We start from the raw sequence: 13,864 nt of genomic DNA on the forward strand, positions 1-13,864 counted from the left end.
AAACGTTAGTAACTCTAAAAACAAAAAAGCCTTAGCTGATCAACAGTTAAGGCTTTTTTATTATGTAGGACGTTATTTTTAATTAAGTTTTTTAATTAAGCTTTTAAATTACGTACCAAATTATTATCGGTGTTTATTACACTACCGGCTTGGTCGTAGGTCATAGAAGAGGGGGCACCAATTAAAATATCTTTTAATTGTTTAACGCTTAATTGTGCTTGATGCGCTGCGTGGGCATTTACTTCATTTTGCTTTTGGCATTGCTCAAGCTTGCTGCGTATAAGTTTAATTAAATCGGTGATCTCGGTTGTTTGCTCATCGTTATTGGCAATCAACTTGTTGAGCTCTTTATCGAGGTTGCTTAGCGTGGTTAAAAAAGACATTTTTTGTTGGGCAATTTCTTTTAAACCTTCACCACGGCGCGAGGCAATAGATGTTAGCTCGTCATTTAATAAAATATTAAGCGACTCTAAGCAATTGTGTTGCTCATTTAGTTTAATAGTAATTAAACTATTGTGATCAGCCATAAACGTTAAACTCAAATTCAGCTAGGTTTTTTGCAAGTTTTTCGCTGTCTATTTGGTATTTACCCTCAGTGATTGCTTTTTTAAGCTCTGCCACTTTATCGGTATCAAAACCAGGAGACTGCTGCGCTTTATCTTGCAGAGTTTTTAGCTGTTTAGCTTGCGGGGTTAAGCTTACAGAGTCGCTGGCAGCTTTAGGCGCCGAAGACTGTGCAGCTTGCGTATTTGCATTATCTCTTTGTATATCAACTTTTTGCTGCTTAGTGTTAGTTAACACATTTGCTTGTTGATTACTTTTATTAACTTGACCTACCATAATATTAAACCTGTATATTACCCAACTAATGCCAAGTTATCGGCATATACATAAGATACTTTAGTATAAATTTAAATTATATATTAACTTGTACAGACTCTACACCATCTACGCGTGCATTTAAAACTTTACCGGTTTTTTTGTTTTTTACTTTAACTTGCTCGCCAAGGCTACCATCCTCAAGTGCAATACCGGTTGTTTTAACTTTTAAGCCCTTAATATTAGCATTAATATTTACAGCATCGCCTTTGCACACCATGCATATTTGGCTAAGTAAAAGTGGCATTCCGCTGCGTATATTTCGTTTACTTCGGCTGCCTATTAATAATGCTGGGTTATCTAAATATTGTACTCTGATAAAGTGAGTTGAGCGCATTTCAATACTTAAATGCGCCGCAGTTATTACTTCGCCGCGAGCTAAATTTACATTAGCAACTACAACAGGAGCCGTTTCGGTTACTCTTACGTGTACATACTGGGCCCAGTTGTTAGTGTCGTTACATTTTATTTGTAATGTTACTTGGCGATTAAAAGGCGGATCGCTGGGGAGTAATAACTCAGGCTCTGATTCGCAACTGCGATCGGGAGTGCGGGGGTCGAGCGGTAACGCACTAAGCTGTATTTTATTTTCATCAAGGTTGTTAATTTGCGCAGCAACATGAGTTATAGCCATTTGTTGTAATATGTCTTTGCTAAATACTTTTGCCTCTAAAGGCAAAGTTAAACAGAGGCTAGTAAGAACATAAAAAACACTGTATCTTCTGATTTTTTTTAACAAACTCATAATGTTTCGGCTATGCTTATAGGTTAAAACAGGGTATAAATATTTAGCGTCAAAAAGTAGACGCTCCCGTTGTATTATGTGACTTTATAGATTCAAAGCAATTATCGTTCCGTATAGTTTGTTTTTTAGGAGATTTGAATGGCAGGTATTTTAGACTCAGTAAACCAACGAACCCAGTTGGTGGGGCAAAACCGCTTAGAGCTACTACTATTTAAACTCAGAGGGCGTCAGCGTTTTGGGATTAATGTGTTTAAAGTGAGAGAAGTACTGCAATGTCCTCCTCTTACCAATATGCCAAAATCAAATGCTTACATTCGTGGTGTTGCCCATATTCGCGGCCAAACTATTTCGGTTATCGACCTTTCTATGGCTGTGGGTGGGCGTCCAATTGAAAATATTAAAGACAGTTTTATAATTATTGCTGAATATAATCGTACCGTTCAAGGCTTTTTAGTTGGCGGTGTAGAGCGTATTGTAAATATGAACTGGGAAAAAATAATGCCGCCACCGCCAGGTGCAGGCCGGTATTCTTACTTAACTGCTGTAACTGAAATAGAAAACGAATTAGTTGAAATTTTAGATGTAGAAAAAATATTAAACGAAATTTGCCCAGTTAATACCGAAGTAAGTGCCGATGTTGCGGCTACACAAGGTGACATTAAAAAAGATTTAGGCGAGCGAATTGTTTTTATTGCCGATGACTCAGCAGTAGCACGAAACCAAGTTAAGCGAGCATTAGAGCCACTTGGCGTTCAAACTGAGCTTGCCAAAAATGGTAAAGAAGCACTTAAGCGATTAAAAGAAATAGCCGAACATGACTGCGTAAACGATATTACAGAACGTGTAGGGTTACTTATTTCGGATGTAGAAATGCCTGAAATGGATGGCTATACATTAACCGCCGAAATAAAAGCCGATCCTAAATTGGCACCATTACATGTTATTTTACATACCTCGTTAAGTGGCGTGTTTAATCAGGCCATGGTTGAAAAAGTAGGTGCAGATGACTTTATTGCAAAATTTAATCCCGACGAACTCGCAACAGCAGTAAGAAAATGGGTTCATTGTGATTAATAAATATAGGTGTTATTGATTTGAATAGTAAAGATTTACAGCAAAGTGAATACGATCAATTTCGCTTATTTTTAGAACAACAGTGCGGTATTGTATTAGGCGAAAACAAACAATACTTGGTTAAAAGCCGTTTAGCGCCGTTAATGAAGCGATTTAATGTTGAGTCTTTATCACAGCTAGTAAATAAAACGTTGGGTTTGCATGAGCGCCAATTACGCGCTGCAGTAGTTGATGCAATGACCACCAATGAAACCCTATGGTTTAGAGATCAATATCCGTTTGAGTTATTAAAAACTAAACTGTTTCCAGAATTTAAAGGGCTTAACAGACCATTAAAAATATGGTCTGCGGCAAGCTCTTCTGGTCAAGAACCATATTCAATTGCTATGTCGGTTGCTGAGTTTCAGACAAGTTCTCCTGGGGTTTTACGCATGGGAGCGCAAATAGTGGCTACCGATATATCAAATACTATGCTCGATATGTGTAAAAATGCAGAATACGACGCGCTTGCACTTGCCAGAGGCTTATCGGCAGAACGCCGTAAAAAGTTTTTTAAAGACAGCGGCAATGGTATGGCTCAGGTTATTGATCCAATAAAAAAGCAGGTTAACTTTAGACACCTTAATTTACTCGACTCATACGCGCTTTTAGGCAAGTTTGATATTATATTTTGCCGCAATGTGTTGATTTACTTTGCACCAGAAGTAAAAGCAAAAATTATTGCTAAATTTTCTCAAGCACTTAATCCTAAAGGTTATTTACTTTTAGGTGCGTCGGAATCGATGAGTGGTTTAAGTAACGATTTTGATATGGTTAGATGTAACCCTGGTATTATTTATCAAAAGAAATAACTGCAAGTGTGGTGAAGTGCGAGCAACTTGCACATTTTAAGCATTATTTAAACGACGCATCTAGCGTCGTTTTTCGTTTTAGTGATCAGCAAGTAATTAGCCAAGCTTTGCGTATTACCAAGCACTCTGTATAAGTTATAGCTTCGCACCTCCCCTTATTTAAAGCGCATTTTGCCAATATATTTAAGCAAATATATCCACAAAAAGGCTATGAAGTGCTGCGCTTTAGAGAGGTAAAACCACTAGATTATATGTTTAAGTTACTCCTCATTTCCCCTCATTGTTTTCTCTTTGTGCAAAATAATATTTTAATGCTTTATTCACAAGGAGGCTAAGAGGGCGCTGCGCTTTAGAGAAGAAAAAATAGATAAATTATCTGTTTAAATCACTGCTCATTTACTCCCATTCGCATCCATTGTGCAAATGTGCTTTAGAGTTTTTAACTGCTGGCATTTTTTATAATAACTGTATTGGCTCATATCAATTTACTTATTGCCTTAAAATCTCCCTAAAACCCGCACTTTAAATAGCTATGTTTAATCAGTTTAGTAAATAACTTTAAACAAAAATTAGTTAAATGGCTTATTTCTTGCTTTGTTCAAGCTAAGTCAATTTTTTGGAGATGGTTATGGCTATCAGTTTTGATAAAGCGCTTGGTGTGCACCCGCACGCTATGTTGATCCGTTCGCAAAGAGCCGAAATGCTCGCTACCAATATCGCTAATGCTGATACGCCGGGCTATAAAGCAAAAGATATAGACTTTGCCTCTGCACTAAAAACGGCAAAGTCACACCAACAAGGCGGCAATAGTATGGTTAGAACCAACAGTAAACACATTGCCGGTGGTAGTAAAGAAGTTGGTGGTTCAGAAATGTTTCGTAATGCAAATCAACCAGATACAGGTGATGGCAACTCAGTTGATATACAGGTGGAACGAAACTTGTATGCACAGAATGCTATGGAGTATCAGGCCAGCTTGCAATTTTTAAGCGGCAGATTTAAAGGTCTGAAAAAAGCACTCGGTAGCCAAGGATAATAATTATGAGTTTATATAATGTTTTTGATATTGCTGGTTCTGGTATGAGCGCACAAAATGTGCGTTTAAACACTACCGCAAGTAATATTTCTAATGCGAATACTATTAGTTCTTCTCAGGATAAAACTTACCGAGCGCGACAACCTGTATTTGCTGCTGAGCTTACTAAAGCTTCAGCATCAGCAAGTAATCCACAGGGCTCCGCTGTTGGCGTTAAAGTATTAGGCATTGTTGAGAGCAACAAACCATTACAAATCGAATATAACCCAAACCATCCAAGTGCGGATGAAAATGGCTATATCTATAAACCCAACGTTAATGTTGTTGAGGAGATGGCAAACATGATTTCTGCCTCTCGTTCGTATCAAACAAATGTGCAAGTTGCCGATGCAGCAAAGCAAATGTTAAGTAAAACACTGCTGCTAGGCCAGCGGTAACAGAGGGTAGGTTATGAGTAACGATATTAGTACATCTTCATCCTATTTAGACTCTTTACGGTGGCAAGAAAAACAAGCAGCCAGTAAAGACAAAAGTGATGCGTTAACCCAAGAAGATTTTTTCTCATTACTAACGCAGCAACTGTCGTTTCAAGATCCGAGTAAACCGGCTGATAACGATCAGATGATTGCGCAAATGACTAGCTTTACTATGGCTGAGGGAATTTCAAATTTAAACTCTAACTTTGAAGCTTTAGCTGCATCAATGACATCAAATTCAGCACTGCAAGCATCTACATTAGTAGGCAAGCAGGCGCTTTTAGAGTCCGACACGCTAGACTTAAATGAAGCAGGTGATGCACGAGGCTCAGTTGTTGCCGAAAAGCCAGTTGAAAGCTTAAAGCTACGAATTGAAGATGAGTCTGGGCAGTTAGTTAGAACCATAGATTTAGGCTCGCAACCAGCAGGTGCAGTGCGTTTTGCATGGGATGGTAAAAACGAAGCGGGTGAGCGCCTACCCCCTGGTGAATATAAAATTAAAGCCGAAGGGAGTACTAATGGTGAGTTTTCGAGCCTGCCAATTGCTACCTTTAAAAATATTGAGAGTGTGAATATTAATGGTGCAAATGGCATCATTATTAACACTAAAGAAGGTGCGGTTAGGCTGACTGATGTTGCAGAAATCGCGTAAAAGATTCATTAGCCAGCGGGCTAAAAATTAAATAGTTTAGAGGTCAATTATGAGCTTCAATATTGCATTATCCGGCCTTGCTGCCGCACAAAAAGATTTAAACGTTACGGCAAATAATATAGCCAACGTAAATACTACAGGTTTTAAAGAGTCGCGCGCAGAATTTGCTGACGTGTATGCATCGTCGGTATTTAGTTCGGGTAAAACAAAAAATGGTGACGGCGTGCAAACGACTATGGTTGCACAACAATTTCACCAAGGATCATTACAGTTTACCAATAACTCGTTAGATTTAGCGATTACCGGTGAAGGTTACTTTGCAACCAGCCAAGACCTAGGCGCACAAGATTTTACTTACACACGTGCCGGCGCATTTAAGTTAAACAAAGACAACTTTGTGGTAGATGCAAATGGCAGCTTTTTACAAGGCTTTCCGGTTGACCCTTCAACAGGCGATACTACATCAGTGAGTTTAAGCACTTCATCGGCTTTACAAATACCTGACTCGTCAGGATCGCCGCGTGCTACTTCAAGCGTGTATAGCTCATTTAATTTAGATTCACGATCAATTGCACCTACAATTGCGTTTAACCCTACCGAAAGTGCAACTTATAATTCATCAACCTCAACAACCGTGTATGACTCACTCGGTGAGCCACATGTATTGCAGCTATTTTTTGTGAAAAGTGACCCTGCAGTACCCGGTAATGAAAATCAATGGAACGTACATTCAACACTTGATGGTAAATCCTTTGGTGCCAATGGTGTTGAACAAACAGTAGCTCCGTACACTCCTATGACTACTTTTAAGTTTGACTCAAGTGGCTTACCGCAAAGTACAGACGGCACGCCAAACGTAAGTAATACTTTTAATCCATTGTCAATTGCAGCTGGTGGCGGTGGTGCAGCGGGGCTTTCTGACTTATTAACCAATGGCGCTACCTTCCCAGCGCCTGTTGAAATTAACTGGCGTGATGAAACCGGTACAGCTAATAAAATACCTACTCAATACGCAAGTCGCTTTGAAGTAAAAGCACTTGAGCAAGACGGTGCAACGGTTGGCCGTTTAGCGGGTATTGATATTGGTGCCGATGGTAAAGTTGTGGCTTCGTACAGTAATGGCGACTCTACATTTTTAGGCCAAGTGGCTATGGTACGTTTTTCAAACTCACAAGGTTTACAACAAGTGGGCAGCACAGGTTGGAAAGCGAGTATAGCGTCAGGCGAGCCTATTGCTGGTGAACCAGGCTCTGGCACATTAGGTAATATCAACTCATCAGCGCTTGAGCAGTCAAACGTAAACTTAACTAACGAACTAGTTGATTTGATTAGCGCACAGCGTAATTTCCAAGCAAACTCGCGAGCGCTGGAAGTTAACTCAACAATTCAGCAAAGTATTCTGCAAATTAGATAAAGCACAATTTATTAATTTGAATATTCAAGGCTGCTTAATTGCAGCCTTTTTTGTTTATAAGAGCAGGTTTGAGGCGTCAGGTATCAACCTAGAACCTAGCCCCTAGAACCTCATCCCTATAATTTCTGCAGCTACCGGCGGTATACCACATTGCTTGGCGGTGCAGTTTTACTGCTGTATTTAACAATGGCGCATATATTGCATTTGTTCTTACAGAGATTTTTAAGTGAGTCGATGTTATGGATAAAATGGTCTACATTGCCGCGTCTGGCGCTAAGCAAAGCTTAATGGGGCTTGCCCTTAAAGCCAATAATTTGGCGAACGCAAACACTACAGGTTTTAAAGCCGACTTTGCCCAAGCTCGATCTATGCAAGCGTTTGGTGAAGGTTTGCCATCGCGGGTGTTTTCTATGGAAGAGCGCCCAGGTTCAAACATGACATCGGGTGGCATACAGCAAACCGGTCGCGAGCTCGACATTGCCATGAGCGATAACGCCTGGCTGAGTGTACAAGACGCCTCCGGCAACGAAGCTTATACAAAAGTAGGTACGCTTAATATTACCGCCGAAGGCATGTTAGTCACCAGCGGTGGTCGTCAAGTAATTGGCGAAGGCGGCCCTATTATTTTGCCAGTCCCGATTGAAAAAATAGAATTTAGTAAAGACGGTGCCATACAAGTACGCCCACAAGGTGCGCCGGCTAACTTTTTAGAAGAGGTTGATCGTTTAAAAGTGGTTGAGGCAAATAATTCAACACTTGAAAAAGGTAACGATGGTTTATTTAGACCAAAACCAAATCAAACGGTTGAAACCTCAGCTAACGTACAAGTGATAAGCGGCGCATTAGAAATGTCGAATGTTAATCCAGTGCACGAAATGGTCGATATGATCAGCCATCAACGCCAATTTGAATTACAAGTAAAGCTAATGAAAACAGCAGAAGAAATAGATCAATCGCAAGATCAGCTGTTGCGCATAGTTTAACTTTAAAATGAGGACACGATTATGAATCCAGCATTGTGGATCAGTAAAACTGGGCTTGACGCCCAACAAACCGACATTTCGGTTATTTCAAATAACTTAGCCAACGCCAGTACAGTTGGTTATAAAAAAAGCCGCGCCGTTTTTGAAGATTTACTATACCAAAACATTAATCAGCCAGGCGGTCGCTCATCACAAGATACCGAAATGCCATCAGGTTTAATGCTAGGTGCTGGTGCTAAAGTGGTAGCTAACCAAAAAAACTTTTCGCAAGGTAATATGCTAACCACTGAAAATTCACTAGATTGGATGATTTCTGGTTCAGGTTTTTTTGAAGTACTGCAGCCAGATGGCAATATTGCTTATTCGCGCAACGGGCAATTTACTACCGATGGTGACGGACGAGTTGTAACCTCGGGTGCGGGCTATGTAGTTCAGCCAGAAATGAACGTACCCGATGACGCGCAATCAATCACCGTATCGCAAGACGGTGAAGTATCTGTACGTGTTGCAGGGCAGGCCGATAACGTGGTTATTGGGCAAATTACCATTAGTGACTTTATTAATCCGTCGGGCCTTGAGCCTATAGGGCAAAACCTTTACACCGAAACTGCGGTAAGTGGCGCGCCGGTGCAGGGTAACCCTGGGGTTGATGGGCTAGGCACTATTATTCAAGGTTCACTAGAAACGTCAAACGTAAACGTAACCGAAGAGTTGGTAAACCTAATAGAAACCCAGCGTGTTTACGAAATGAACTCAAAAGTAATTTCGGCAGTTGATGAAATGATGAGCTACATCAATCAGCAATTATAATATTTTAGAGGTTATTATGCGCAATATTATATTATTTGCAGCGGGTACTTTATTGTTAAGTGGCTGTGTGTCTACACAAAATAGTGATGTAGTACAAGACGACCCTTACTACGCACCCATGTACCCAGAACCCAATGTTGAACCGGCAGTTGCTAATGGCTCACTGTTTAATACGTATTTATCGAACGACTTATACGCTGATAAAAAAGCACTGCGTACCGGCGATATAATTACGGTTAAATTGCAAGAATCTACGCAAGCCTCTAAAGCGGCAAAAACAGAAACTGATAAACAGTCAGACGCAAAACTCGACCCCGTTATTGGTTTAGGCGGATTACCGGTAAATATTGGCGGCGACAGCATTCAATTTGGTATTGGCAGCGACGCGTCATTTAAAGGCGACTCAAAATCAAATCAGTCAAATAGTTTAGCCGGTGATATATCGGTAAACGTAATGCGTGTTTTACCTAATGGTAACTTAGTTATTCGCGGCGAAAAATGGCTAACGTTAAACTCAGGCGAAGAATTTATTCGTTTAGAGGGATTAGTAAGGCCAGAAGATGTAACTGCAGACAATACCGTACAGTCAAATAGAATTGCTAATGCACGAATTCAATATTCGGGCAAAGGGCAAACTCAAGAAGCACAAAGTGCCGGTTGGCTAACACGCTTTTTTAGTAGCTCACTTTTTCCTTTTTAGAGGACATTCATTATGAATGTATTTAAAGTTTTTTGTTTAATGGTGTTACTTGGCTGGCAACTTCCTGCCATGGCCGAGCGCATTAAAGATGTGTCTATGGTTGAGGGCGTACGCTCAAACCAATTAGTAGGCTATGGCCTAGTTGTTGGCTTACCTGGTACGGGCGAGCAAAGCCGATTTACCGAGCAAAGCTTTAAAGGCATGTTAAACAGCTTTGGCATTACGCTACCAGCAAGCTTAAAACCAAAAATTAAAAACGTGGCTGCGGTTGCAGTGCATGCAGAGCTACCGCCTTTTAGAAAGCCCGGGCAAACTATAGATATTACCGTATCGTCTATTGGTAGTGCAGGTAGTTTACGTGGTGGTACTTTATTGCAAACCTTTTTAAAGGGGGTCGACGGCAACGTATACGCTATTGGCCAAGGTAGTTTAATTGTAGGTGGTTTAGGCGCAGAAGGGCTTGATGGCAGTAAAGTTGTTATAAACACGCCAACAGTGGGGCGCATTCCAAATGGCGCAACCGTTGAGCGCGCAGTTAAAAGCCCATTTATGCAAAACGACTATATTACTTTTAACTTAAATCGCCCAGACTTTACTACCGCTAAGCGATTAGAAAAAACCATAAACGATTTAGTAGGCCCAAATAGCGCCCAAGCACTCGATGCAGCGTCTATTAGAGTTATTGCCCCAAGAGACGCCTCGCAGCGCGTGTCTTATTTATCAACGCTCGAAAACCTAGAGTTTACCCCAGCAGATACAGCGGCAAAAATTATTGTTAACTCGCGTACCGGTACTATTGTTATTGGTAAAAATGTAAAGTTGCAACCAGCTGCTATTACTCACGGTGGCTTAACAGTAACTATTGCAGAGCAGCTAAACGTATCGCAGCCTAATGCTTTTAGCGATGGCGATACCGTTGTTACCCAGCAAAGTATTATAGATATAAAACAAGACGACTCACGGGCATTTGTATTTAACCCCGGAGTGAGCCTAGATGACCTAGTACGCGCTATAAACGAAGTAGGCGCCGCGCCTGGCGATTTAATGGCAATACTAGAAGCCCTAAAAGAAGCTGGCGCAATAAACGGCCAGCTAGTTGTAATTTAAAACAACGTAATGCTATCGGTGGTCAGTTTTAAAAGCTGGTAACCGATGGCATTTTGCTTAATACCTTCCCCTCTGGCTCAATTTTTGCATTGTTTTATATATTATTCATTATTGTGTCAAAAAGCTGATGGAAACAAATCATCTCGATAAGCAAAACTTTTTTGATTTAGGTAACTTAAACGCTTTGCGTAAAGACGCCCTAAACAGTGGCGACGCGTCTAGTGATGCCTCAAAAGCGGCTCTCAAAAAAGCAGCGGCACAATTTGAAGCCATATTTACACAAATGCTGCTTAAAAGCATGCGCAAAGCCAGCGAAGCCTTCGAAGACAAAGAAAGCCCATTAAATTCAAGTAGCGTAAAGTTTTTTGAAGAAATGCACGATCAGCAACTTTCATCAGAGCTCTCGTCTAATGGCTCATTAGGGCTTGCCGACTTAATAGTGCAGCAACTTTCTCCTACGGCAAAAAATTACACCCCAGCTTCAGTACTCAGAACCAGTAACGATCTTTTAAGCGATCAGCGTGCTGGCATAGAGTTGCCGCAGCAACAGCGTAAAAAAGCCGTAACCGAGCCTGTAGATAAAAGCGCTATGAACACCGAAAAGCCAGAAGTAGCTAAGCCAAACTTTGAAACGGCCGAAGAGTTTGTAAGTTCGGTATGGGAGCATGCTAAAACAGCGGCTAAAAAAATTGGTTTAAACCCAGCCGTTATGGTGGCTCAAGCAGCACTTGAAACCGGTTGGGGTAAGCATATTATTAATAAAAGCGACGGTAACAGCTCAAATAACTTATTTAATATTAAGTCAGATAAAAGCTGGCAGGGCGAAAAAGCCAACAAAGTAACCTTAGAGTTTGAACAAGGCGCTGCAGTTAAAAAACAAGCCAGTTTTAGAGCTTACGACTCAATAAAAGACAGCGTAAACGACTTTGTTGATTTTTTAACTCAAAACCCACGCTATCAACAAGCATTACAAAATACCGGCAAACCGGCAGCGTTTTTAGACTCATTACAACAAGCCGGTTATGCAACAGACCCAAATTATGCGGATAAAATAAAGCGCGTACTTAACAGTAGCGAGCTAAAAAATATTGCAACAAACGTGATCCGCCAAGGAGTAAAGTAACATGTCGTTTAATTTATTAAACATTGCTAATTCAGGAATAAGAGCAAACACTGATCTGTTGCAAACAACCAGTAAAAATATTAACAATGTAAATACCGACGGCTATGTGCGCGAGCGTACAGAGCATGGCACCATGATCGGCAATCAAGTTGGCAAAGGTAATACCTACAGGTTACTTAATGAATTTGCACAAAAACAATTAAACCGAGACACCTCAAATAAAACGTTTTTTGATCAGTTTGTAAGTGAAGCAAACCGGGTCGATACGTTATTTTCGCAAGAAGCGAATAGCTTATCGACCGGTATTAATTCGCTATTTAATAACGTGCAAGAAGCGCTTAATCAGCCATCGTCAACGGTTGCACGTTCGTTAGTAATGACTAACGCCGACAGCTTAATAAGCCAAATGGATAGATTGTCGGGAATAGTGCTGGATCAAAAAAATGTTGTAAATGAGCAGCTCGAAATATTCTCCGATGAAGCCAACACCTTAATTCAAAAAATAGGATCGTTAAACCAACAAATAGCAGGTGTTAATGGTACTAACAACGCATCTGCTGCAAGCGGCACATATAACGAGCGCGATAAAGCGATTCGCGATTTATCAGAGTTAATCGACATTGAAACGCTTGACGGCCCCAATGGTGAAAAACTTGTTTTTATGGGCAGCGGTGAAGCGGTTGTAATGCAAAATGGCTCGTTTAACTTATTTTCGATGCGCGGCGACCCCGATCCAAATTTTAAAGAACTGCGCTTAGATGTAAATGGCGGCAAAGCTGTGCCGCTTGAAGTTGATGCCAGTAAATTAAAAGGCAAAATAGGTGGTTTACTTGCCTTCAGAGACGATATTTTAGTACCTGCGCAAAATCAAATAGGCCAAATGGGTTTAGCGTTAGCTGATGCATTTAATCAGCAAAATCACTTGGGAATGGATGCTAACGGTAAATTGGGTGGCGATATATTCACTATTCCTACGGCAAAAGGCTTTGCCTATCAAGCTAATACCGGTGATGCTGGGGTTAGTGCAACAGTAGAGCCCGGCAAAGGCAGTAATTTACCTGCCAGTGATTTTATTGTGACTTATACCGCAAACCCAAACGAAGTGAGTATTCAGCCAGTAGATAATAAAGGCGAGCCATTAGGCGCCGCTACAACAGCAACATTTGTTGGCGGTGAAATTAACTCGGCAAATAACCCAGGTGTTGATTTATTTGGTTTGCAGTTAACTATGGCTGGTGCAGGTAATGAAGGCGATAAATTTCAAATTAAGCTCAATTCAGAAGCCGCAGCAAATATTACCCTCGCCACTGGGCGCGGTGAAGACCTAGCGTTAGCATCGCCAATACGCACCGCCGATGACATAAATAACACCGGTAGCGGCGCTATTTCTGCTGGCAGTGTGAGTAGTGTTACCGCTGGTGGCTTTACAACTACCACTCCTCCTGCACTCGCTAATGGAGATATAACCATTGTTAAAGCAGCGGGTACAAATGATTACTTAATTAGCGATGGAAACGGCGCTAATGTGCCAATTACTATTGCACCACCAGGCAAAAATGTTTTAGCTGGCCTTGGTGCTCCTTATGACGGTTATGGTTTTGACTTTGATATTGAAGGCTCGCCAGCCACAGGCGATAGCTTTACGTTAGAGTTTAACAAAGGCGGCTTTGACGATAACCGCAATGGCTTAAAATTAGCCGATTTACAAAATGGTGATTTGGTGCGTCAAAATGTTGTTTCAAGCTCAGATGCCGATAACCATAAAACGTTTAACCAAGCGTATGCCGGATTAGTAACCGACATTGGCGTGGTAACAGGCCAAGCTAAAACAAACGGCGCAGCATTCGACGCACTCGCACAGCAGTCAGAGGCTTGGTACGAGTCGTTATCTGGGGTAAACCTTGACGAAGAAGCGGCCAATTTACTGCGCTTTCAACAATCTTATGCGGCTTCAGCTCAGGTGCTTTCTGCTGCACGTTCTATTTTTGACACTTTACTTAGTGCCACGAGGTAA

The 13,864-nt window shown here is 41.0% G+C and carries 15 protein-coding genes; 12 read left to right on the forward strand and 3 right to left on the reverse strand.

Features of this window, described 5'->3' with window-relative positions:
- Positions 1-95: 95 nt before the first annotated feature.
- From flgN to flgA, 3 genes are all read right to left on the reverse strand, one after another.
- On the reverse strand, positions 96-527 hold the full coding sequence (gene flgN / locus HC000_RS04885; RefSeq protein ID WP_011327457.1) for a flagellar export chaperone FlgN: 432 nt from the start codon (positions 525-527) through the stop codon (positions 96-98).
- On the reverse strand, positions 520-840 hold the full coding sequence (gene flgM / locus HC000_RS04890) for a flagellar biosynthesis anti-sigma factor FlgM (RefSeq protein WP_179807091.1): 321 nt from the start codon (positions 838-840) through the stop codon (positions 520-522). Before flgM ends, flgN begins: the two co-directional genes overlap by 8 nt.
- 76 nt (positions 841-916) lie before the next feature.
- Entirely contained in the window at positions 917-1,624 is a 708-nt protein-coding gene (gene flgA / locus HC000_RS04895; RefSeq protein ID WP_011327459.1) for a flagellar basal body P-ring formation chaperone FlgA, read from the reverse strand.
- A gap of 138 nt (positions 1,625-1,762) precedes the next feature.
- Here flgA and HC000_RS04900 point away from each other — a divergent pair, with 138 nt between their 5' ends.
- From HC000_RS04900 to HC000_RS04955, 12 genes are all read left to right on the forward strand, one after another.
- A complete protein-coding gene (locus tag HC000_RS04900) occupies positions 1,763-2,698 on the forward strand; it encodes a chemotaxis protein CheV (RefSeq protein WP_011327460.1) in 936 nt (311 codons plus the stop codon).
- A 20-nt stretch (positions 2,699-2,718) separates the two neighbouring features.
- Entirely contained in the window at positions 2,719-3,549 is an 831-nt protein-coding gene (locus tag HC000_RS04905; RefSeq protein ID WP_179807092.1) for a protein-glutamate O-methyltransferase CheR, read from the forward strand.
- A 628-nt stretch (positions 3,550-4,177) separates the two neighbouring features.
- A complete protein-coding gene (gene flgB, locus HC000_RS04910; RefSeq protein WP_041454356.1) occupies positions 4,178-4,585 on the forward strand; it encodes a flagellar basal body rod protein FlgB in 408 nt (135 codons plus the stop codon).
- Positions 4,586-4,590: 5 nt separating this feature from the next.
- Positions 4,591-5,022, forward strand: coding sequence for a flagellar basal body rod protein FlgC (gene flgC / locus HC000_RS04915; RefSeq protein WP_011327464.1), 432 nt, complete (start codon positions 4,591-4,593; stop codon positions 5,020-5,022).
- Between the two features lie 13 nt (positions 5,023-5,035).
- Entirely contained in the window at positions 5,036-5,713 is a 678-nt protein-coding gene (locus tag HC000_RS04920) for a flagellar hook assembly protein FlgD (protein ID WP_011327465.1), read from the forward strand.
- Between the two features lie 49 nt (positions 5,714-5,762).
- On the forward strand, positions 5,763-7,127 hold the full coding sequence (gene flgE, locus HC000_RS04925) for a flagellar hook protein FlgE (protein ID WP_179807093.1): 1,365 nt from the start codon (positions 5,763-5,765) through the stop codon (positions 7,125-7,127).
- Positions 7,128-7,366: 239 nt separating this feature from the next.
- The gene (locus tag HC000_RS04930) at positions 7,367-8,110 is read left to right on the forward strand and encodes a flagellar basal body rod protein FlgF (RefSeq protein ID WP_011327467.1); all 744 of its coding nucleotides are present in this window, start codon (positions 7,367-7,369) and stop codon (positions 8,108-8,110) included.
- 21 nt (positions 8,111-8,131) lie between these two features.
- Positions 8,132-8,920 carry a flagellar basal-body rod protein FlgG gene (flgG, locus tag HC000_RS04935; RefSeq protein WP_011327468.1) on the forward strand — a complete coding sequence of 263 codons (789 nt, stop codon included), beginning with the start codon at positions 8,132-8,134 and terminating at the stop codon, positions 8,918-8,920.
- Between the two features lie 16 nt (positions 8,921-8,936).
- Entirely contained in the window at positions 8,937-9,620 is a 684-nt protein-coding gene (gene flgH, locus HC000_RS04940) for a flagellar basal body L-ring protein FlgH (protein ID WP_011327469.1), read from the forward strand.
- A gap of 12 nt (positions 9,621-9,632) precedes the next feature.
- Positions 9,633-10,727 (forward strand): flagellar basal body P-ring protein FlgI, encoded by a 1,095-nt coding sequence (locus HC000_RS04945; RefSeq protein ID WP_011327470.1) that lies wholly within the window; start codon positions 9,633-9,635, stop codon positions 10,725-10,727.
- A gap of 127 nt (positions 10,728-10,854) precedes the next feature.
- Entirely contained in the window at positions 10,855-11,850 is a 996-nt protein-coding gene (gene flgJ / locus HC000_RS04950) for a flagellar assembly peptidoglycan hydrolase FlgJ (protein ID WP_179807094.1), read from the forward strand.
- 1 nt (position 11,851) lies between these two features.
- Positions 11,852-13,864 carry a flagellar basal body rod C-terminal domain-containing protein gene (locus HC000_RS04955; protein WP_179807095.1) on the forward strand — a complete coding sequence of 671 codons (2,013 nt, stop codon included), beginning with the start codon at positions 11,852-11,854 and terminating at the stop codon, positions 13,862-13,864.

It is taken from the genome of Pseudoalteromonas sp. MIP2626, assembly GCF_013414205.1.
Classification (GTDB): domain Bacteria; phylum Pseudomonadota; class Gammaproteobacteria; order Enterobacterales; family Alteromonadaceae; genus Pseudoalteromonas; species Pseudoalteromonas nigrifaciens.